Raw genomic sequence first — 19,931 nt, forward strand, 5'->3', positions numbered from 1 at the left:
GGGTCAGCCCAGCGCGGAGGTGCAGTCCACCGACGGCGTCGGGTCGCCCGGGGCGCGCTTGTGGCTGAGCGCGTCGAGGACGATCGCGTGCACCACCGGGTCGTTCGGGGCCTGGTCGTGCTCGATCGGGTCGGCCGGGCAGACGTCCTGGATGAGGGTGTTGGTGACCCGTCGGGCCGGACCGGCGAGGTACTGGCTCTCGTAGGGCGTGACGACCTCGTCGTACCGGGTCGAGATGACGGTGTAGTAGGGCCCGCGCTCGGGCTTGCGGGCGCGCAGGATGTCGCCGCCCTCGTTGAGGCGTCGCAGGAACGGCGAGCCGGCCTGCTGCTGCTCGCACGCCTTGCACGAGGAGCTGCTCGGCGGCTCGCCGCCGTCCGGCGCCGGGGTGATGAGGCCCTGCGTCCCGTGGTTGGACGGGGCGATGCCGACGAGCTGACGGACCTCGTTGCGCCCGCCCTCGAAGCGGAGGTACTGCCGCGGCATCATGCCGCCCTGGCTGTGGCCCACGATCGCGACCTGGCGCGCACCGGTGCGGCGCAGCACGCGGTCCACGAACGCGTCGAGCTCCTTCGCCGAGGCGCCGATGGGGCCGGTGGCGTAGACGCCGTCGGTCTCGCCGTAGTTGAGCGCGAAGACGCAGTAGCCGGCGTCGGCGAGGACCGGCGAGAGCGTGGACCAGTTCTTCAGCCGGCTCTCGAACGTGCCGGGCACCAGCACCACGGGGAACGGGTGGGCCTTCGAGGGACGGCACGAGAAGTCGTTGGCGCCCGGCGGCGGTGCGGCACCGGGGTCGGGCGCCGCCTGGGCGCCCGTCGGTGCCAGCAGCACGCCGGTGGCGGCGAGCGTGGTGACGGTGGCGCCGACGAGGGCGGCGCGGATGCGGGTGGTGAGGGTCATGGCGCACTCCTGGGCCCGGGGAGCGGGAACCGGGCGATCGGCGGAGGTTACCCGCCCCGCCGACGTCGAACCGGGGCCCGGGTGATGTGGTGGGCCCCGGGCGGTGCGGTCGCTGGGTACAGTTGCCACGGCGCCGCCCGCCCGGCGCCCACCCGATCGTGCCTCGAACCAGGAGCCAGACTTCGTGCCTGCCATCATCGACAAGATCCTTCGCATGGGCGAGGGCAAGGTCCTGCGCCAGCTGGAGGGCGTCGCGAAGGCGGTCAACGCCATCGAGGACGACTTCGTCGCCATGAGCGACGCCGAGCTGCAGGCCATGACCGCGGAGTTCCGCACCCGCCTGGAGAACGGCGAGACCCTCGACGACCTCATGCCGGAGGCCTTCGCCACGGTCCGCGAGGCCGCGAAGAGGGTGCTCGGCCAGCGGCACTTCGACGTCCAGCTCATGGGCGGGGCGGCGCTGCACCTCGGCAACATCGCCGAGATGAAGACCGGTGAGGGCAAGACGCTGGTCTCCACGCTGCCGGCGTACCTCAACGCGCTCAGCGGCAAGGGCGTGCACGTGGTGACCGTCAACGACTACCTGGCGAAGTACCACGCCGAGTGGATGGGCCGCGTCCACCACTTCCTCGGGCTGACCACCGACGTGATCCTGCCGTCGATGTCGCGCGAGGCCCGCCGGGCGGCGTACGCCGCGGACATCACCTACGGCACCAACAACGAGCTCGGCTTCGACTACCTGCGCGACAACATGGCCACCGACCTGGCCGAGTGCGTCCAGCGCGGCCACAACTTCGCCGTCGTCGACGAGGTCGACTCGATCCTCATCGACGAGGCGCGCACACCGCTGATCATCTCCGGCCCCACGCAGGAGGAGGTGAAGTGGTACCCCGAGTTCGCCACCATCGCCCAGCGCATGGTCAAGGACGTCGACTACGAGGTGGACGAGAAGAAGCGCACCATCTCGGTCCTCGAGGGCGGCATCACCAAGGTCGAGGACTACCTCGGCATCGACAACCTCTACGACTCGGTCAACACGCCGCTGATCTCGTTCATGAACAACGCGATCAAGGCCAAGGAGCTCTTCCGCAACGACAAGGAGTACGTCGTCCTCAACGGCGAGGTGCTCATCGTCGACGAGCACACCGGGCGCATGCTCCACGGCCGCCGCTACAACGAGGGCCTGCACCAGGCCATCGAGGCCAAGGAGGGCGTGCAGATCCGCGAGGAGTACCAGACCCTCGCCACCATCACGCTGCAGAACTACTTCCGCCTCTACGAGAAGCTCTCCGGCATGACCGGCACGGCGATGACCGAGGCCAGCGAGTTCGACAAGATCTACAAGCTCGGCGTGGTGCAGATCCCCACCAACCGCCCGATGGCCCGCATCGACCAGCCCGACCTCGTGTACCGCACCGAGGAGGCGAAGTACGCCGCCGTCGTCGACGACATCGCCGAGCGCCACCGCGTCGGGCAGCCGGTGCTGGTCGGCACCGTGTCGGTCGAGAAGTCCGAGCACCTGTCGAAGGAGCTGCGCGCCAAGGGCGTGCCGCACTCGGTCCTCAACGCCAAGCAGCACGCCGACGAGGCGAAGGTCGTCGCGCTGGCCGGGCACAAGGGCGCGGTCACCGTGGCCACGAACATGGCCGGTCGAGGCACCGACATCATGCTCGGCGGCTCGGTCGACTTCCTCGCCGACGCCGAGCTGCGCAAGCAGGGTCTCGACCCGGTCGAGAACGTCGAGGAGTACGACGCCGCGTGGCCGGCCATGGTCGAGCGCATCAAGGCGCAGGTCGCCGCGGAGCACGACGAGGTCCGCGACCTCGGAGGCCTCTACGTCCTGGGCACCGAGCGTCACGAGTCGCGCCGCATCGACAACCAGCTCCGCGGTCGCTCCGGCCGCCAGGGCGACCCGGGGGAGTCGCGGTTCTACCTGTCCCTGCAGGACGAGCTCATGCGGCTGTTCAAGTCCGACTGGGTCGACTGGGTGCTCACCACCCTCAAAGTGCCCGACGACGTCCCGATCGAGAACAAGCGGGTCACCAGCTCCATCGCGTCGGCGCAGAGCCAGGTCGAGTCGCAGAACTTCGACTCGCGCAAGAACGTCCTGAAGTACGACGACGTGATGAGCCGCCAGCGCGAGGTCGTGTACGCCGAGCGGCGGGCCGTCCTCGAGGGCGCCGACCTGCACGACCAGGTCACGACGATGATCGACCAGACCATCGAGGGCTACGTCGGGGGCGCGACCACCGGCTTCCCGGAGGAGTGGGACCTCGAGGCGCTGTGGACCGCGCTGAAGACCCTCTACCCGGTCTCGCTGAACCGCCAGGGGATCGAGGACGAGGCCGGCGGCCGCGCCAACCTCGAGCGCGAGGAGCTGCTCGAGATGGTCCGCGCCGACGCCCACCGGGCCTACGCCGAGCGTGAGAAGCAGTTCGGCTCCGAGGTGATGCGCGAGCTGGAGCGCCGCGTGGTGCTGTCGGTGCTCGACCGCAAGTGGCGCGAGCACCTCTACGAGATGGACTACCTGCGCGAGGGCATCGGGCTGCGGGCCTACTCCCAGCGCGACCCGCTCGTGGAGTACCAGCGCGAGGGCTTCGACATGTTCAACGTGATGATGGACGCCATCCGCGAGGAGTCGGTGGCGTTCCTGTTCAACCTCGACGTCCAGGTCGAGGAGGAGCCCGAGCCGGCCGAGGAGGCAGGAGGCGGCGTCCCCCTCATCACCCCGTCGTCGGCCGCCGCGACGTCGCAGAGCTCGCCCGTGGGCCAGTCGGCCCCGGCGGGGTCGTCGGGGACGGCCGCGCCGTCGGCGCCGGTCCTTCGCGCGAAGGGCCTCGAGCCCAAGAAGCCGGACGCCGCCGGGCTGACCTACGCCGGCCCGACCGAGACCGGCGACGTCGAGGTCCACGGCGAGCAGGCTCCGGTGGACGACGAGTTCGTCGGGGTGGGTCGCAACGACCTGTGCCCGTGCGGCTCGGGCAAGAAGTTCAAGCGCTGCCACGGCGCCTCGGGCGGCCCGACCGGGACGACCGCGCGCATCAGCTGAGGTCGACCGCTCCGGCTCAGCCGAACTGCAGGACCGTGCAGCGCCAGCGGTCGCGGTGACGCTCGAGCCGGAGCGCCAGCGCGCGCGAGCGCTCGCCGTGGCGCACGTGCACGCTGACCTCGGCGCTGTCGTCGTGGGGGCGGCAGACGTGCACGCTGCGGACCTGGGCGTGCACCCGGCGCGGTGACGAGCCGCGCGCCTGGCGGACCAGCGACGCCCGACGCTCGAGGTCGGCGTAGACGTGCTCGTCGGTCCAGCGCAGCAGCTGCAGCACGGGGCGCTGCCCGGCCACGACCTCGACGGCCGCCTGCGCGAAGCGGCGGGCGAGGGCCGTGATCTCGGAGTCCTCGTCGCTCACCCGCACCGGACGGGGGCGGGCCTCGACCGGCGCCCAGCTCAGCGCGAGCGAGCCCTGGACCACGGGACCCGCGGGCACGCCCTCGGGTCGGGTGCGGGGGCGGGGGAGGTGCGCCACGGAGGCGGTGGCTCTGCGGGTGGCGGCTGTGTCGTCCCGGGCGGTCATGGGTGTCCTTCCGTCGGTGCTGGGGCAGGCAGGTCCAGGCGGGAGCCGGGACGGATGAGGTCGGGGTCGGGTCCGAGCACCGCCCGGTTGGCGGCGTACAGGCGTCGCCAGGCGGCGTCGACCTGGCCGTCGGACGCGTCGGGCGCCAGCAGGTGGCGTGAGGCGAGCGCCCACAGCGTGTCGCCGGGACGGACGACGACCGGGGCGTCCGCGTCGGGTCGAGGCGCCACGGCGGGCGCGGGGGCGGGGCGAGGCGTGGCGGCGGTCGCGAGGCCGCCGACCGGCCGGTGGGGCAGCGGGAGCGCCCCGCGGGCGGCGCGGTCGGCGAGCGAGGTCGGAGCGACGGCGTCGTCCGAGCCGACGTCCGGGGTGACGCCCGCCGCGGTGGCGGTCAGGGGCACGCCCGCCGCGAGGACCAGGCCGCCGACACCCGAGCCGACGACCATCCGCGCCACCTGTCGCGCCAGCGCCGGGCGGAGCCGTGACGGCGTCGGGGCACCGGCCCCATGTGCGCCCCGCTGGCCGCGGGGGCTGCGCACGAGCTCTTCGCCGAGGCAGAGGACGACCCCGAGGGCGAGCCGGCACCAGGCCGGCACCAGGACGAGGGCGCACCCGAGGACGACCAGGTCGTCGAGCCCGAGCGGGCGCCCGGTCGGCGCCAGCAGCGCGGTCAGCGCCGGGGTGAGGACCGTCGGGAGCCCGGCCAGCAGCCCGGCGGTGAGCGTCAGGATGACGCCCAGCCCGGCGGCGGCGCGCAGCCGTGGCGGCGCGACCGAGCGTCTCGGTTGCATGGATGGTTCCCCCGTGGATCGTGTTTGATCGTGTTTGACATTTCTAAACCGGCTTTGGCGGGACCGTCAAGGCTTCGGGGCTGGTTGTTGACATCGGGCACGGTCGGCGTGAGGGTGCTCCGGTGACCGACGACCCCGACCGCGACCTCCCCGGGCACGAGGGTGCTGCCGAGGCGCTGCTGCCGCTCTTCGCGCTCTTCGACGACCTCGAGCAGCAGGCGGAGGGGCTGGAGCTGGAGCGCCGGGACGCCGAGGTCGCCGACCGGCTGCGCGACGAGTACGCCGAGATCGACCTCGCAGCCCGGCTGCACGCCTCGGTCGGTGCCGTGGTGGAGCTGACCGTCCCCGGCCCGGGGGCGTCGGGAGCCTCGACCGGCGGCGAGCGGGTGCGGGGCACGCTGGTCCGGGTGGGCGCGGGCTGGCTCCTGCTCGCCGTCGACGGCCGCGAGCTGCTGGTTCGCGCGGACGCCCTGGTCGTGGCCCGGGGCCTGTCCGAGGAGGCCCTCCCCGTGGGGGCACGGTCCGTGCTGAGCCGCCTCACGCTCACGTCGTGCCTACGGCGCCTCGCCGAGGAGGGGGAGCGACAGGTCCTGCGCCTGGTCGACGGCAGCCGGTGCGCCGGCGAGCTCGGCCGGGTGGGTGCCGACTTCGTCGAGCTCTGGGACGACCGGGGCGTCGTCCAGGTGCCGCTCGCGGCCCTCGTGTGGGTCCACCGCGCCTGAGAGCCCTGGCTCGGACCCTCAGGCCATCAGACGGTCAGATCTCGAGCTTCTCGGTGGACTCCAGCGCGCTGGCCGTGCGCTGCTGAGCGAGGTGGCGGTCGGTCTGCTCGTACATCCGGGCGATGAAGTCCTCGAGCTCGGAGGCCTCGACCCGCCACTGCCCGCGGCCGCCCAGCTTGAGGGCCTTCAGCTCCTGGCGGTGGACCAGCGCGGTGACCTGAGCCAGGGAGGTGTTGAGCACCTCGGCCACGTCGGCCAGGGTCAGGAAGCGGGGGGCTGCGCTCATGGGCGTCACTATGGCACCGTTTGCCACCGGGAGCGAACGAAATCCGGCCTGGGCCTGTGGAAAACTCGTCTGGGGTCGATTCGGTCGAGGTTGGCCCCGCATGATGACGGCCATGAGCCTCGCACCGTCCCCACCCGCACCCGCCACGCACGCCCACGAGGCGGTCGGGTCGCCCACCGCCCGCCGCGCGGCCCGCCCGGGGTGGCGCGACCCGCGCTTCGCCGTCGGCCTGGTCCTGGTGGCCCTCTCCGTGGTGGTGGGGGTGCGGGTCGTCGACGGCCGCGACGACACGACGCCCGTGCTGGCCGCCGCCCGTCCGCTGGCGGCGGGGGAGGAGCTGGCGCCCGACGACGTCACGGTCGTCGAGGTCCGGTTCACCTCGGAGGACGACGCCGACCGCTACCTGCCTGCTGACGGCTCCGTCACCTCCGGCGGGTCGGAGCCGGTGGTGCTGACCCGCGGGGTGGGGGCCGGCGAGCTGCTGCCACGCACCGCGACGAGCACGGACGTGGTCGCCGACGTGCAGGTGCCCCTCGCGGTGCCGCTCGGCCGGGTGCCGAGCACCGTCCAGGTCGGCTCGGTGGTCGACGTGTGGGCGACCTCCGACCCCGCCGACGCGCTCGCGACCGGGGATCCCGGGGAGCCCGCCACGACGGGCAGCCGCACCGGGGCCGCCGGGGCCGAGCGGGTGCTGCAGGAGGTGCCGGTGCTGGCCCTGGGGCGTGGCCAGGGGCTCGGGCCGGACAGCGAGATCCGGGTGGTCGTGGGCGTCCCCGACCGGGGCGACACCGTGGCCGAGGTGGTCCGGACCGTGGCCACCTCCGGCGTGCTGGTCGTCCACCGCCCGGAGGGGAGCTGACCGTGGCGACGCAGGCCCGTCCCGGCCCCCGCCTCACCGTCGCCCTCGCGGCCGGCAGCGAGGCCTGGGAGTCCGAGGCGCTCGCGTCCGTGGCAGCGGCCCCCACCCGGGTCACCCTCGTCAAGCGCTGCCTCGACCTCGGTGACCTGCTGGCGGTCGCGGCCACCGGGTCGGTCCGGGTGGCGCTGCTGGCCGCGCACCTCGACGGCCTCGACGCCGACAGCGTGGAGCGGCTGCGGCGCGCCGGCGTGCGCGCGGTCGTCGTGGTGCCGGCCGGCGCCTCCGAGGTGGAGCGGCACCGGCTGCGGCGGCTGGGGTTCGCCACCGCCGTCGAGGAGACCGAGGTGCGGCAGGGCTCGGCCCTGCTGCCGGTGCTCGAGGCCACCTCCGAGGCCGGCCTGGCCCCGCCCGGCGTCGAGGACCTGCTGGCCGACCCGCTGCCGCCGGCCGGCGGCAGCGACGGACCTGTCGCGGGCACCGCACCTGCCGCGGGCGCCGGACCTGGCCGCGTGGTCGCGGTCTGGGGCCCGCACGGCGCGCCCGGCCGCACCACGGTGGCCATCGGGCTCGCCGCGGAGGCGGCCGCCCTGGGGGTGGCGACCACCGTGGTCGACGCCGACCCGCACGGCGGGGCGGTCGGGCAGCACCTCGCGGTGCTCGACGAGGCCTCGGGGCTGCTGGCCGCGGTGCGCCTGGCCAACGCCGGCCAGCTCGACGCCGCCCGCCTGGTCGGCGTCGCCCGGCAGGTCGACCCGCGCCTGCGGCTGGTGACCGGCCTGCCGCGACCCGACCGGTGGACCGAGGTCCGGCCCCAGACGCTGACCACGGTCCTCGACGTGGCCGCCACCCTGACGCCGCTCGTGGTGGTCGACGCCGGGTTCGGGCTGGACACCCGCGCCGCGGAGGGCCGGCCGGCCGCGCCCTCGCGCGACCGGCTGAGCATGACCGTGCTCGAGCACGCCGACGACCTCGTGGTCGTCGCGGCCGCCGACCCGGTGGGGCTCACCCGGCTGGCCCGGTCGCTGCTCGACCTGCGGTCGGTGCGTCCCAGCGGGCCCGCAGTGGTCGTGGTCAACCGGATGCGGCCCGGGCTCGGCTGGTCCGAGCGCGACGTCGTCGACATGGTGGCCCGGGTCGCCCCCGACGCCCGGGTGACGTTCCTGCCCGAGGACCGGGCCGCAGCCGACAAGGCGTTGGTGGGCGGCCGGACGCTCACCGAGAGCGGCGACGGACCCCTGCGACGCGCCGTCGCGCGGCTGGCGACCGAGCACCTCACCCGCACCGGCCTGCTCGCCTCCACGCCGCGCCGGTCCCGACGCGACCGGCGCCCCCGACGGGACCGGCGGGCGCGCGGCGCGCGGGGTCAGACGCTCAGCAGCAGGTAGAGCCCGCTCACAGTGAAGACGACCATGACCACCAGCAGCGGGAGCTGGGCGGTCAGCTGACGGTGCGCCGGCAGCACCGCGAGGGCGCGGTCGTGGGCGGCGACCACCCCGAGCACGTGCCCGGCCACGATCGCGAGCACCTTCACGGTGGCCAGGAAGGTCGGGTGCTGGGTGAGCCAGTAGTTCACCTGCAGGTCGGCCGTGCCCAGCAGGTCGCTGCCGTCGACCAGCGGGTCGCTGAGGCGGGCGAGGGTCTGCTGGCCGACCTCCACGCCGTAGCTGAGGTAGTGGGCCACGATGTAGCCGACCACGATCGGCACCAGGGAGTGGGCGAACAGGTTCGCCGCCCGCCCGGGGGTGGTCCGGCTCGCCGCCATGGCCCACGTCGCGGCCGCGAAGAGCAGCGCCACCGCCAGGCACAGCAGCAGCAGCCCCAGGGTCTCCACCAGCACCAGGGGCACGGTCAGGTCAGCGGTGAAGCGGACCCAGGCGATGGAGTCGGAGAAGCTGTCCCAGGCGGTGCTGCCCAGCAGCACCGCGGTCACCGCGGTCAGTCCCGGCACCGTCGGTACGCCGTCCAGGTTGGCCAGGGGGCTGCGCAGCACGAGCGTGCCGTCCTCGCGGCGACCCACGACGGACAGGTGCGAGACCAGCGTGGAGTAGGCCTCGAACGGGTCCGCCGCCGCGATCCATCGGTCACCGAAGACTGCCGCGCCGACCAGCACCACCGCGGCGTACACCGCGAACCACAGGCGCAGCGACGAGAGGTAGTTGGCCTCGGGGTAGACGAGCTCGAGCCACACGAACGCCAGCAGCCCGAGGGCCGCCGGCCACAGCCCCACCCACCGCGGCAGCGTGACGACCCCGGCGCCGGGGTCGCCGCCGGCCACCCTGGAGACCAGCAGGTGCAGGGTGCGCACCGGGCTCACGGCCCGGACCACCGGACCGAGCAGCAGGGAGGCGGGCACGAGCCCCACCCAGAGCCAGACGTAGACGACCCCGAAGGTCGGGTTGGCCAGGTTGTCCGGGCCGGCCACCGCGGCCCAGGTCACGTAGCCGGCGAACGCCAGGCCGAGCGCCCGCAGCACCAGCGCGAGCGGGGCGCCGTCGAGCACCCGGGCGAGGCCGGCGGGCAGCGGGCGGCCCTGCGTCGCCGCGTCGTAGCGGGGGCGTCGCCAAGCCAGCACGAGGACGGCGAAGGACACCGTCAGGGCCGCCGAGCCACCGGCCAGGGCGAGCGGGAGGGAGATGGGGAGGTCCTGGCTCCCCCCGATGCCGTGCTGGAACACCATGAGCCTCAGCCTTCCATGCGGTGATCCCCGCCGGGGGCGAGACGGGCCCGACGGGCGGCGGGGGCTCTGACACAATGCACGGCACGAGCGGGCCGCAGGGGAGCGGCCCTGCGCCAGGACGGCCCGACGACGAGAGGGGTGTGGGACGCGATGGAACGCCTGCGCCCCGGTGACGTGCAGCTGCTCGACATCGAGTCGGCCAGCTCACCGATGCACCTCGCCACGGTGGAGATCTTCGAGCCGCCGGAGGAGGGCTTCGACTACCGGCGCCTGGTCAGCCTCGTGGGCGACCGGTTGGCGTTCGTGCCCCGCTACCGCCAGCGTCTCGCCGCGGTGCCCGGCGGGCTGGCCCGCCCGGTGTGGGTCGACGACGACGACTTCGACCTGACCTACCACGTGCGCCAGTCGGCGGTGCCGCGGCCGGGCTCGATGGAGCAGGTGCAGGAGCTCGTCGCCCGCATCATCACCCGACCCCTCGACCGGACCCGGCCGCTGTGGGAGATGTACCTCATCGAGGGTCTCTCCGACGGCCGCGTGGCGATCCTGTCGAAGTCCCACCAGACCCTCGTCGACGGCGTCTCCACCATCGACCTCGGCCAGGTCATCCTCGACAACGACACGGTCGTCCGCGACCGCGTCCCCGACGAGTGGACGCCGCGCACCGAGCCCTCCCCGCTGTCGATCCTGGGCGGGGCGGCCTACGAGCGGCTGCGGCACCCGGGCGAGACGGTCGCCGGGGTCGGCGCCCGCGCCCTCGCCGCCGCGAACCCGCTCGCCCGGCCCCTGAGCGGGCTGCTCGGCGGCCGGCGCACGGGCCCGGAGTCGCCGCTGCAGGCCACGCTGTCGCAGCAGCGTCGCTTCGCGACGCTGCGCACCGACCTCGACGACTACCGCAAGGTCCGCCGCTTCCACGGCGGCACCGTCAACGACGTCGTGCTGGCCACCGTCACCGGCGGCCTGCGGTCGTGGCTGATGACCCGCGCCGAGTCGGTGCAGAGCAGCCGCCAGATCCGCGCCATGGTGCCGATGAGCGTGCAGGACGTCGACCTCGAGCCGACCTCGCTGGGCAGCCAGGTCACCGGGCACCTGCTCAACCTGCCGATCGGCGAGGCCAGCCCGGTCGTCCGGCTGCACCAGGTCTCCTACGCCCTCAAGGCCCACAAGGACACCGGCAAGGCCGTCTCCGCGCTGCGGCTGATCGGCGTCGGCGGCTTCGCCCCCACCACGTTCCACGCGCTCGGCGCACGGGTCGCCGCGATCAGCGAGAACCGCGGCTTCAGCCTCGTGGTCACCAACGTCCCGGGCCCGCAGTTCCCGCTCTACGCCTCGGGTGCGCGCATGCTGGAGAGCTACCCCGTGCAGCCGCTGCTGCCCGGCCACGCGCTCGCCATCGGCGTGACGTCGTACGACGGGGGCGTGCACTACGGGCTGACCGCCGACCGCGACGCGATCCCCGACGTGGACGTGATCGGCCAGTGCCTGGGGGAGGCGCTCGCCGAGCTCGTCGACACCACCACCGAGAGCCGCATCCGCGCGCCGCGGGGTTGGACGCCCCGGGCGTGACGGTGCGACGATCGCGCCATGGACGCCGTCACCCACCCGCCCGCCCCGGTCAACGAGCCCACGCTCACCTACGCCCCCGGCACGATCGAGCGCGAGCAGCTGCTGGCCGAGATCGCCCGGCAGGAGTCGCGTGAGCTGGAGCTGACCGCCACCATCGGCGGCGAGAAGGTGCGCGGCAGCGGGGCCGAGGTGCCCGTCGTCCAGCCCCACGACCACGGTCACGTGCTCGGGGTGCTCAAGGGCACCAGCGCGGCGCAGACGCGCACCGCGATCGCGGCGGCGAAGCAGGCAGCCCCGGGGTGGGCCGCCCTGTCCTTCGACGACCGCGCCGCGGTCATCCTCAAGGCCGCCGACCTGCTGGCCGGGCCGTGGCGCCAGCGCCTCAACGCCGCGACGCTGCTGGGGCAGTCCAAGACCGCGTTCCAGGCCGAGATCGACGCGGCTTGCGAGCTCATCGACTTCTGGCGCTTCAACGTCCACTTCGCGCGCCAGGTGCTCGCCGAGCAGCCGATCGCCAACGCCTCCGGGATCTGGAACCGCTCCGACCACCGCCCGCTCGAGGGCTTCGTCTACGCCGTCACGCCCTTCAACTTCACCGCCATCGCCGGCAACCTGCCGACCGCGCCGGCCCTGATGGGCAACACCGTGCTGTGGAAGCCGTCGCCGACCCAGCAGGTCGCGGCGCACCTCACCATGGAGCTGCTCGAGGAGGCCGGCATGCCTCCCGGCGTCATCAACATGCTGCCCGGCGACGGCCTCGACGTCTCCTCGGTCGCGCTGCCCCACCCCGAGCTCGCCGGCATCCACTTCACCGGCTCGACCCCGACCTTCCAGCACCTGTGGCGCACGGTGGGCGAGAACATCAGCTCCTACCGCTCCTACCCGCGCATCGTGGGGGAGACCGGCGGCAAGGACTTCATCGTCGCCCACCCCTCGGCCGACGTGGACGTGCTGCGCGTGGCGATGGTGCGCGGCGCCTTCGAGTTCCAGGGCCAGAAGTGCTCGGCGGCGTCCCGCGCCTACGTGCCGCGCTCGGTCTGGGCCCGGCTCAAGGACGACCTGGTCGCCGAGATCGACGCCATCAGCATGGGCGACGTCACCGACCTGTCGCACTTCATGGGCGCGGTCATCGACGAGCGGGCCTTCGCCAAGCACAAGGCGGCCATCACCCGCGCCAAGCGCTCCTCCAAGCTGTCGGTGCTCGCCGGCGGCGCCGTCGACGACTCGGTGGGCTGGTTCGTGCGCCCGACGCTGGTGGAGGCGAGCAGCCCCACCGACGACATGTTCCGCACCGAGTACTTCGGCCCGATCCTCGCCGTGCACGTCTACGAGGACGGCGACTACGAGACGGTCGTCGACCAGCTCGAGTCGTTCGCGCCGTACGCCCTGACGGGAGCCGTCATCGCGCAGGACCGCGCGGCGATCGCGTGGACCGCCGAGCGGCTGCGCTTCGCGGCCGGCAACTTCTACGTCAACGACAAGCCGACCGGCGCGGTCGTGGGGCAGCAGCCGTTCGGCGGCGCGCGGGCCTCCGGCACCAACGACAAGGCCGGCTCGGTGCTCAACCTGCTGCGCTGGACCTCGCCGCGCAGCCTCAAGGAGACGTTCGCCCCGCCGACGGACTACCGCTACCCGTTCATGAGCTGAGCCACCTGCGCCCCACCTGGTGCTCGGCGCGCAGCGCCTTGCTCAGCATGTCGGCGATGAGCCCCTCGAGCTTGCCGCCGACGATCGGGATGCCGACCTTGACCTCCAGGGCCACGGTCTCCGTGGTGCCGCCGGCGTCCTCGGCCAGCGTCGCGGTGCCCTTCATCTCGCCCGGCTTGCCGGGGATGGTCACGAGCACGTCGCCGCGCTCCTTGGACGACCAGGACTCGGTCTGCACGATGTTGGTCTCGTCGCCCACGACCTTCTTGGCGAAGCCGGGCACGCCCTTGGTCTCCTGGACCTGGTCGATGCGCACCTCCATGGCGCCCGTCCCGGCGTCGGTGCGGTCGATGGTCACGGTGCGTCGCAGCACGCGCTGGTGGTCGCAGACCTTCTCGCGGAACGCGGGGTCGGCCAGCATCTCGTGCACCTGGTCGATGGTGGCCCCGTCATAGCGGAGCTCCTCGGTGATCTTCTTCATGGGCCCTACCCTCTCGTGCTCAGCGCTGTCCCGTCAGCCAGGCCACGCCGGCCTCCCGCTCGGTGTCCATGCCCTGGGTGAACAGCTCGGCCATGAGGGCCTCGAGCTTGCCGGCGATCAGGGGCACCTTGACCCGCAGCTCGCCCTCGAAGGTCTTGGTGGTGCGCCCGCCCGACTCGGCGAGCGTCAGCGTGCCGCGGATGTCGGTGGGCCTTCCCGGGGTGGTGACGGAGAAGTCGGCGCGGTCGGGCGAGTGCCAGGTCTCGACCTGCACCGCCCGGGTCGTCTCGCCGGCGAACTTCCGTGCGAAGGCCGGCACGCCGGCGGTTGGCTGCACCTGGTCGACGGTCACCACCCGGACGCCGTCCTCCTCGACCACCTCGACCTCGGCGGAGACGACACCGGTGCGCTGCGCGGCGTACTCCCGGAAGGCGCGGTCGGTCAGCAGGGCGTGGACCTCGGCCGCGGAGGCGTCGTAGGTCGCGGTGTGGGTGAGGCGCATCGGGTCATCATGACGCACCGGGCCGGGCCCGTTAGTGTCCTTGCGGTGACCGACCAGGACGTGCAGTTCGGCGAGCAGGGCGCCCGGCTGAGCTACGGAAGCTACCTGCAGCTCGAGACGCTGCTCGCCGCCCAGACCCTCGAGTCCGAGCCGCCCGCGCACGACGAGCTCCTCTTCATCACCATCCACCAGGTCTACGAGCTGTGGTTCCAGCAGCTGCTGCACGACCTCGGCGCCGCGCGGGAGGCGATGACCCGCGGCGACCTGTGGTGGGCCGCCCACCTCCTGCGCCGCGCGCACGTCGTCGAGCGGGTGCTGGTCGACCAGGTGGACGTGCTCGAGACGATGACCCCGCAGGACTTCCTGACCTTCCGCGAGCGGCTGGCCCCGGCCAGCGGGTTCCAGTCGGTGCAGTTCCGCGAGCTGGAGTTCCTCTCGGGGGCGAAGGACCCGGCGTACCTGAACCGGTTCCGGGGCATCACCGCGGCCGAGAGGGCACGGCTGGACCGCCGGCTCGCCGAGCCGACGCTGTGGGACGCCTTCCTGGAGGTGCTCGCCGCGCGCGACCTCGACGTCTCCGACGACGAGGCGGTGCTGGCGTCGCTGCGCACGGTCGCGCGCGACCGCAGCCGCCACTCCGAGGTCTGGACCCTCGCCGAGGCGCTGCTCGAGCACGACGAGCAGGCGGCGCAGTGGCGTGCCCGTCACGTCGTGATGGTGGAGCGCATGATCGGGTCGAAGACCGGCACCGGGGGGTCCACCGGCTCGTCGTACCTCCGCAGCCGGCTGGGGCTGCGCTACTACCCGCTGCTGTGGGAGCTGCGCAACGCGCTGTGACCTGCTCGTGGACGCTGGACCCCGACCGGCCTAGGGTCGGGGCGACGGCACGACGAGGTGACGTCGCAAGCGCCAAGGAGCAGCGTTGCCCACTCACGGGTCCCCCCGGCACGACGAACCCCAGGCCGACCTGATCGCCCGCGCCGCCGCCGTGGCGGCGTCGCGGCGAGGCTCGGGCGGACCGCCCCGGGAGTCGGTGGAGACGTTCCTGCAGCAGTACTACCGCCACGTCGCCGTCGAGGACCTCGTCGAGCGCGCCGACGTCGACCTGTACGGCGCCGCCGTCAGCCAGTACGCGCTCGCCGCGGAGCGCCCGCAGGGAACCGCCAACGTGCGGGTCTTCACCCCGACCGTCGACGAGCACGGGTGGTCCGCGGGCGGGCACTCCGTGGTCGAGGTCGTCACCGACGACATGTCGTTCCTCGTCGACTCGGTGACGATGGCCCTCAACGAGGAGGGCCGCAACGTCCACCTCGTCATCCACCCCCAGCTCCTGGTCCGCCGCGACGTGACCGGCCGGCTGGCCGAGGTGATCGACGACGAGGGCTACCAGGTCGGTCAGGAGGGGGCGCGCGCCGACGTCGGGCGCGAGTCGTGGATGCACGTCGAGATCGACCGCGAGGTCGAGGACTCCGAGCTGGTCGCGATCGAGCAGCGGCTCCAGAAGGTCCTGCTCGACGTGCGTGAGGCCGTCGAGGACTGGGAGCGGATGCAGCACCGGGTCCGCGAGGTGATCGAGGAGCTGCGCGAGTCGCCGCCACCGCTGACCGAGGAGGAGGTCGCCCAGGGGGCGGCCCTGCTGGAGTGGCTGGCCGACGACCACTTCACGTTCCTGGGCTTCCGGGAGTACCGCCTGACCGACCTCGACGGCGTCGAGGGCGGCGCCCTGGTCGCCGTGCCGGGCACCGGGTGCGGCATCCTGCGCGCCGACCCCGACATGGCCGACGACGGCCGCATGCCCGAGCTGGTCCGGGCCAAGGCCCGCGAGAAGACCCTGCTGGTGCTGGCAAAGGCCAACTCCCGCTCGACCGTGCACCGTCCGGTCTACCTCGACTACGTCGGGGTGAAGTCGTTCGACGAGAACGGCGAGGTCGTCGGCGAGCGCCGCTTCCTCGGCCTCTACTCCTCGGCCGCCTACACCGAGTCGCTGACCCGCATCCCCGTCGTGCGCGAGAAGGCGTACGCCGTGATCGAGGCGGCCGGGGTGTCCCGCGAGAGCCACACCGGCAAGGCCCTCATGGACGTGCTCGAGACCTACCCGCGCGACGAGCTGTTCCAGACCCCGCTGGAGGACCTGGTCCCCATCGCCCACGCGGTGCTCTACACGCGCGAGCGGCGCCGGCTGCGGCTGTTCGTGCGGCCCGACGCCTACCGCCGCTACCTGTCGTGCCTGGTCTACCTGCCCCGCGACCGCTACAACACCGCGGTGCGGGAGCGGATCTCGGCGATCCTGACCCGTGAGCTCGGGGGCGAGTCGGCGGAGTACACCGCCCGCGTCTCGGAGTCGATGCTGGCGCGGCTGCACTTCGTGGTCCGGCCCGCGCGCGGGCAGACCATGGAGGCCGAGGTCGACGTACCGGAGCTGGAGCGGATGCTGGCCGACGCCGCCCGCTCGTGGACCGACGACTTCGCGGCCGCGGTGCGCGAGAAGCACGGCGAGGCGAAGGGCGTGCGCCTCGCCCGGCGGTACGCCGACTCCTTCCCCGAGGCCTACAAGGAGGACTACCCGGCTCGCACCGGCGCGGTCGACCTGGCCCGTCTCGAGGCGCTCGACCCCGGTGAGTCGGGGGAGGCGCTGTCGCTGTCGTTCTACCAGCCGATGGACTGCGGCCCCGGCGAGGCGCGGCTCAAGGTCTTCCGCATCGGCCCGCCGCTGTCGCTGAGCAACGTGCTGCCGGTGCTGTCGACGATGGGGGTCGAGGTCGTCGACGAGCGGCCCTACGAGCTCGACGGGCTGAGCCCGACCTCCTACGTCTACGACTTCGGGCTGCGCTACCGCCGCCCCATCCCGACCCACGCCCGCGAGCTGTTCCAGGACACCGTCGCCGCGGTGTGGAACGGGCAGAACGAGGCCGACGGCTTCAACGCGCTCGTCCTGGCGGTCGGGCTGACGTGGCGGCAGGCGACCGTGCTGCGCGCCTACGCGAAGTACATGCGCCAGGGCGGCACGCCGTTCGCGCAGGACTACATCGAGGAGGCGCTGCTCAACAACGTCGACATCACCCGCGGGCTGCTGGCGCTGTTCGAGACCCGCTTCGACCCCGACCTGCACGTCGACGACGCCGACGGCCGGGCCGAGGCCGAGCAGAAGACGGCGGACAAGATCCTGCGCGCGCTCGACGAGGTGGTCAGCCTCGACCACGACCGCATCCTGCGCTCCTACCTGACGACGATGCGCGCCACGCTGCGCACGAACTTCTACCAGCGCGCCGAGGGCGGGGACGGGCCGAAGTCCTACATCTCGCTCAAGCTGCGTCCCGCCGACATCCCGGAGCTGCCCGAGCCGCGCCCGCAGTTCGAGATCTTCGTCTACTCGCCCCGCGTCGAGGGCGTGCACCTGCGCTTCGGGCCGGTGGCCCGCGGCGGCCTGCGCTGGAGCGACCGCCGCGACGACTTCCGCACCGAGGTGCTCGGCCTGGTCAAGGCGCAGATGGTGAAGAACGCCGTGATCGTCCCGGTCGGGGCCAAGGGCGGGTTCTTCTGCAAGCAGCTGCCCGACCCCGGCGAGCGGGAGGCGTGGATGGAGGAGGGCGTCGCCTGCTACAAGACCTTCATCTCCGGGCTGCTCGACGTCACCGACAACCTCGTCGACGGCGAGAACGTCGCCCCGACGCGCGTCGTCTCGCACGACGGCGAGGACTCCTACCTCGTGGTGGCGGCCGACAAGGGCACGGCGACGTTCTCCGACATCGCCAACGGGGTGGCGAAGGACTACGGCTTCTGGCTGGGCGACGCGTTCGCCTCCGGCGGCTCGGTCGGCTACGACCACAAGGCCATGGGCATCACCGCCCGCGGGGCGTGGGAGTCGGTGAAGCGCCACTTCCGCGAGATGGGCGTGGACTGCCAGAGCGAGGACTTCACCTGCGTCGGCGTCGGCGACATGTCCGGCGACGTGTTCGGCAACGGCATGCTGCTCTCCGAGCACACGAAGCTGGTGGCGGCCTTCGACCACCGCGACATCTTCCTCGACCCCGACCCCGACCCGGCGGCGTCGTACGCCGAGCGCCGGCGGCTGTTCGAGCTGCCCCGCTCGAGCTGGGCCGACTACGACACGGAGACGATCTCCGAGGGCGGAGGCGTGCACTCCCGGCGGGCCAAGCGCATCGAGATCACCGCGCCGGTGCGCGAGTCGCTGTCCCTGCCGGAGGGCACCACCTCGATGACCCCGCAGGAGCTGATGCGCGCCATCCTGCTCGCCCGGGTTGACCTGCTGTGGAACGGCGGCATCGGCACCTACGTCAAGGCCTCGAGCGAGAGCAACGCCGAGGTCGGCGACAAGGCCAACGACGCCATCCGGGTCGACGGCCGCCAGCTGCGCTGCCGCTGCGTCGGCGAGGGCGGCAACCTCGGTCTCACCCAGCAGGGACGCATCGAGTACGCCCTGCACGGCGCCGGCACGGAGGGCGGTCGCATCAACACCGACTTCATCGACAACTCCGCCGGGGTGGACACCTCCGACCACGAGGTCAACATCAAGATCCTGCTCGACCGCGTCGTCGCGGCCGGCGACCTCACCGAGAAGCAGCGCAACGACCTTCTCGCGTCGATGACCGACGAGGTGGGCGCGCTGGTGCTGGCCGACAACTACGAGCAGAACGTCGCGCTCGCCAGCGCCGTGCTGCAGGCGCCGGCCCTCATGCACGTCCACGAGGACTGGATGCAGCGGCTGGAGCGGCAGGGGCTGCTCGACCGCGAGCTCGAGTTCCTGCCGTCGACCGAGCAGGTCCTCGAGCGGATCGACCGCAAGCAGGGGCTGACCGCGCCGGAGCTCGCGGTGCTGATGTCCTACACCAAGATCGTGCTGGCCGACGACATCGTCGACACCGACCTGCCCGACGACCCGTTCCTGCTCGAGGACCTGCACGAGTACTTCCCGACGGTGATGCGCGAGAAGTACCAGGAGCAGATCGAGAACCACCCGCTGCGTCGCGAGATCATCACCACCCAGGTGGTCAACTACCTCGTCAACGGGGCCGGCATCACCTTCCACCACCGGCTCTCGGAGGAGACGGCCGCCTCCGCGGTCGAGCTCATCCGGGCCAACTTCGTGGCCCGTGAGATCTTCGGCTCGCGGCCGTTCGTGGACCGGGTCTACGGGCTCGACAACACCATCGAGGCGCAGGTGCAGCTGCGGATGCGCATCGAGATGCGCACGTTGGTCGAGCGGGCCTCGCGCTGGCTGGTCAACAACCGGCGTCCGCCGCTCGACAGCCGTGCGACGGTCGACTTCTTCCGCGACGACGCGACGGCGGTGCTCTACGCGTTGCCGGAGGTGCTGACCGGGCTGGAGAAGCAGGCCTTCGAGGAGCGGCGCCGGGCGCTGCTCGCCCAGGGCGTGGCGGACGACCTCGCCGAGCGGGTCGCGGTGCTGCCGCCGGCGTACGCCGTGCTCACGATCGTCGAGACCGCCAGCCGCGACGAGCTCGACCCCGTCGAGGTCGCCCGGCTGCACTTCGCCCTGGGGGAGCGGCTCGAGCTGTCGCGGCTCGTGGCGCGGATCCTGACGCTGCCGCGCGACGACCGGTGGCAGACGATGGCGCGCGCGGCGCTGCGCGACGACCTGCACACCGTGCACGGCACGCTGACCGCCCAGGTGCTCGCCACCACCTCGCCCGAGCGCTCGGTGACCGAGCGCATCGCGGAGTGGGAGGAGCAGGACGAGGTGCTGGTGAACCGGGCCGTGGGGACGCTGCGCGAGATCTGCGGCGACGACAAGGCCGACCTGGCACGCATGTCGGTGGGTCTGCGGGTGGTGCGCACGCTGCTGGCTTCGGGCGTCTAGCATGAAGCCGACCTCGGCCATCTCGGGCCCGGGGAGCCGGAGCGCAGGCGGCGCTCCCTCCGGCACCTCCACCCCGCAGGTGAGGAAAGGAC

Annotated in this window: 15 protein-coding genes; 8 read left to right on the forward strand and 7 right to left on the reverse strand. The window is 72.9% G+C overall.

Annotated elements, in window-relative coordinates; translation table 11 throughout:
* Positions 1 to 3: 3 nt before the first annotated feature.
* The gene (locus G7072_RS03890; protein WP_166084327.1) at positions 4 to 900 is read right to left on the reverse strand and encodes an alpha/beta fold hydrolase; all 897 of its coding nucleotides are present in this window, start codon (positions 898 to 900) and stop codon (positions 4 to 6) included.
* Positions 901 to 1,084: 184 nt separating this feature from the next.
* Between G7072_RS03890 and secA the strand changes: the two genes are divergently transcribed.
* On the forward strand, positions 1,085 to 3,949 hold the full coding sequence (gene secA, locus G7072_RS03895) for a preprotein translocase subunit SecA (protein ID WP_166084328.1): 2,865 nt from the start codon (positions 1,085 to 1,087) through the stop codon (positions 3,947 to 3,949).
* Between the two features lie 16 nt (positions 3,950 to 3,965).
* On the opposite strand, the gene G7072_RS03900 is transcribed toward secA, so the two are convergent.
* Together G7072_RS03900 and G7072_RS03905 are read right to left on the reverse strand one after the other, a co-directional pair.
* Complete coding sequence (locus G7072_RS03900) at positions 3,966 to 4,472, reverse strand: Rv3235 family protein (protein WP_166084329.1); 507 nt, start codon at positions 4,470 to 4,472, stop codon at positions 3,966 to 3,968.
* Complete coding sequence (locus tag G7072_RS03905; protein ID WP_166084330.1) at positions 4,469 to 5,263, reverse strand: LysM domain-containing protein; 795 nt, start codon at positions 5,261 to 5,263, stop codon at positions 4,469 to 4,471. Before G7072_RS03905 ends, G7072_RS03900 begins: the two co-directional genes overlap by 4 nt.
* Positions 5,264 to 5,385: 122 nt before the next feature.
* Here G7072_RS03905 and G7072_RS03910 point away from each other — a divergent pair, with 122 nt between their 5' ends.
* Positions 5,386 to 5,985: a hypothetical protein gene (locus G7072_RS03910; protein WP_166084331.1), complete on the forward strand. Its 600-nt coding sequence runs from the start codon at positions 5,386 to 5,388 to the stop codon at positions 5,983 to 5,985.
* Between the two features lie 34 nt (positions 5,986 to 6,019).
* On the opposite strand, the gene G7072_RS03915 is transcribed toward G7072_RS03910, so the two are convergent.
* Positions 6,020 to 6,271: a helix-turn-helix domain-containing protein gene (locus tag G7072_RS03915; RefSeq protein ID WP_166084332.1), complete on the reverse strand. Its 252-nt coding sequence runs from the start codon at positions 6,269 to 6,271 to the stop codon at positions 6,020 to 6,022.
* 112 nt (positions 6,272 to 6,383) lie between these two features.
* On the opposite strand from G7072_RS03915, the gene G7072_RS03920 reads away from it, so the two are divergent.
* Positions 6,384 to 7,130, forward strand: a complete 747-nt coding sequence (locus tag G7072_RS03920; protein ID WP_166084333.1) for an SAF domain-containing protein — start codon at positions 6,384 to 6,386, stop codon at positions 7,128 to 7,130.
* 2 nt (positions 7,131 to 7,132) lie between these two features.
* Positions 7,133 to 8,515 (forward strand): chromosome partitioning protein, encoded by a 1,383-nt coding sequence (locus G7072_RS03925; RefSeq protein WP_166084335.1) that lies wholly within the window; start codon positions 7,133 to 7,135, stop codon positions 8,513 to 8,515.
* Here G7072_RS03925 and G7072_RS03930 read toward each other — a convergent pair.
* The gene (locus G7072_RS03930; RefSeq protein WP_166084336.1) at positions 8,494 to 9,807 is read right to left on the reverse strand and encodes a hypothetical protein; all 1,314 of its coding nucleotides are present in this window, start codon (positions 9,805 to 9,807) and stop codon (positions 8,494 to 8,496) included. The genes G7072_RS03925 and G7072_RS03930 overlap by 22 nt on opposite strands.
* Before the next feature lie 150 nt (positions 9,808 to 9,957).
* Between G7072_RS03930 and G7072_RS03935 the strand changes: the two genes are divergently transcribed.
* Together G7072_RS03935 and pruA are read left to right on the forward strand one after the other, a co-directional pair.
* Entirely contained in the window at positions 9,958 to 11,370 is a 1,413-nt protein-coding gene (locus G7072_RS03935; protein ID WP_166084337.1) for a wax ester/triacylglycerol synthase family O-acyltransferase, read from the forward strand.
* 18 nt (positions 11,371 to 11,388) lie between these two features.
* Positions 11,389 to 13,017 (forward strand): L-glutamate gamma-semialdehyde dehydrogenase, encoded by a 1,629-nt coding sequence (pruA, locus tag G7072_RS03940; RefSeq protein ID WP_166084338.1) that lies wholly within the window; start codon positions 11,389 to 11,391, stop codon positions 13,015 to 13,017.
* On the opposite strand, the gene G7072_RS03945 is transcribed toward pruA, so the two are convergent.
* A complete protein-coding gene (locus tag G7072_RS03945; RefSeq protein WP_166084339.1) occupies positions 13,007 to 13,498 on the reverse strand; it encodes a DUF2505 domain-containing protein in 492 nt (163 codons plus the stop codon). The two genes, pruA and G7072_RS03945, sit on opposite strands and share 11 nt — an antisense overlap.
* A gap of 19 nt (positions 13,499 to 13,517) precedes the next feature.
* Entirely contained in the window at positions 13,518 to 14,000 is a 483-nt protein-coding gene (locus G7072_RS03950) for a DUF2505 domain-containing protein (protein ID WP_166084340.1), read from the reverse strand.
* A 45-nt stretch (positions 14,001 to 14,045) separates the two neighbouring features.
* Between G7072_RS03950 and G7072_RS03955 the strand changes: the two genes are divergently transcribed.
* Positions 14,046 to 14,837: a tryptophan 2,3-dioxygenase family protein gene (locus G7072_RS03955; protein ID WP_206063272.1), complete on the forward strand. Its 792-nt coding sequence runs from the start codon at positions 14,046 to 14,048 to the stop codon at positions 14,835 to 14,837.
* Positions 14,838 to 14,922: 85 nt separating this feature from the next.
* Entirely contained in the window at positions 14,923 to 19,839 is a 4,917-nt protein-coding gene (locus G7072_RS03960) for an NAD-glutamate dehydrogenase (RefSeq protein ID WP_166084341.1), read from the forward strand.
* The last annotated feature ends 92 nt before the right edge of the window (positions 19,840 to 19,931 follow it).

The sequence above is a fragment of the Nocardioides sp. HDW12B genome (genome assembly GCF_011299595.1).
Taxonomy (GTDB): Bacteria; Actinomycetota; Actinomycetes; order Propionibacteriales; family Nocardioidaceae; genus Marmoricola_A.

Bases quoted from the DNA above. Each gene is read 5' to 3' on its own strand.
- G7072_RS03890 (WP_166084327.1), bottom strand. From the start codon at position 900: ATGACCCTCACCACCCGCATCCGCGCCGCCCTCGTCGGCGCCACCGTC.
- G7072_RS03900 (WP_166084329.1), bottom strand. From the start codon at position 4,472: ATGACCGCCCGGGACGACACAGCCGCCACCCGCAGAGCCACCGCCTCC.
- G7072_RS03905 (WP_166084330.1), bottom strand. From the start codon at position 5,263: ATGCAACCGAGACGCTCGGTCGCGCCGCCACGGCTGCGCGCCGCCGCC.
- G7072_RS03915 (WP_166084332.1), bottom strand. From the start codon at position 6,271: ATGAGCGCAGCCCCCCGCTTCCTGACCCTGGCCGACGTGGCCGAGGTG.
- G7072_RS03920 (WP_166084333.1), top strand. From the start codon at position 6,384: ATGAGCCTCGCACCGTCCCCACCCGCACCCGCCACGCACGCCCACGAG.
- G7072_RS03930 (WP_166084336.1), bottom strand. From the start codon at position 9,807: ATGGTGTTCCAGCACGGCATCGGGGGGAGCCAGGACCTCCCCATCTCC.
- G7072_RS03935 (WP_166084337.1), top strand. From the start codon at position 9,958: ATGGAACGCCTGCGCCCCGGTGACGTGCAGCTGCTCGACATCGAGTCG.
- pruA (WP_166084338.1), top strand. From the start codon at position 11,389: ATGGACGCCGTCACCCACCCGCCCGCCCCGGTCAACGAGCCCACGCTC.
- G7072_RS03945 (WP_166084339.1), bottom strand. From the start codon at position 13,498: ATGAAGAAGATCACCGAGGAGCTCCGCTATGACGGGGCCACCATCGAC.
- G7072_RS03950 (WP_166084340.1), bottom strand. From the start codon at position 14,000: ATGCGCCTCACCCACACCGCGACCTACGACGCCTCCGCGGCCGAGGTC.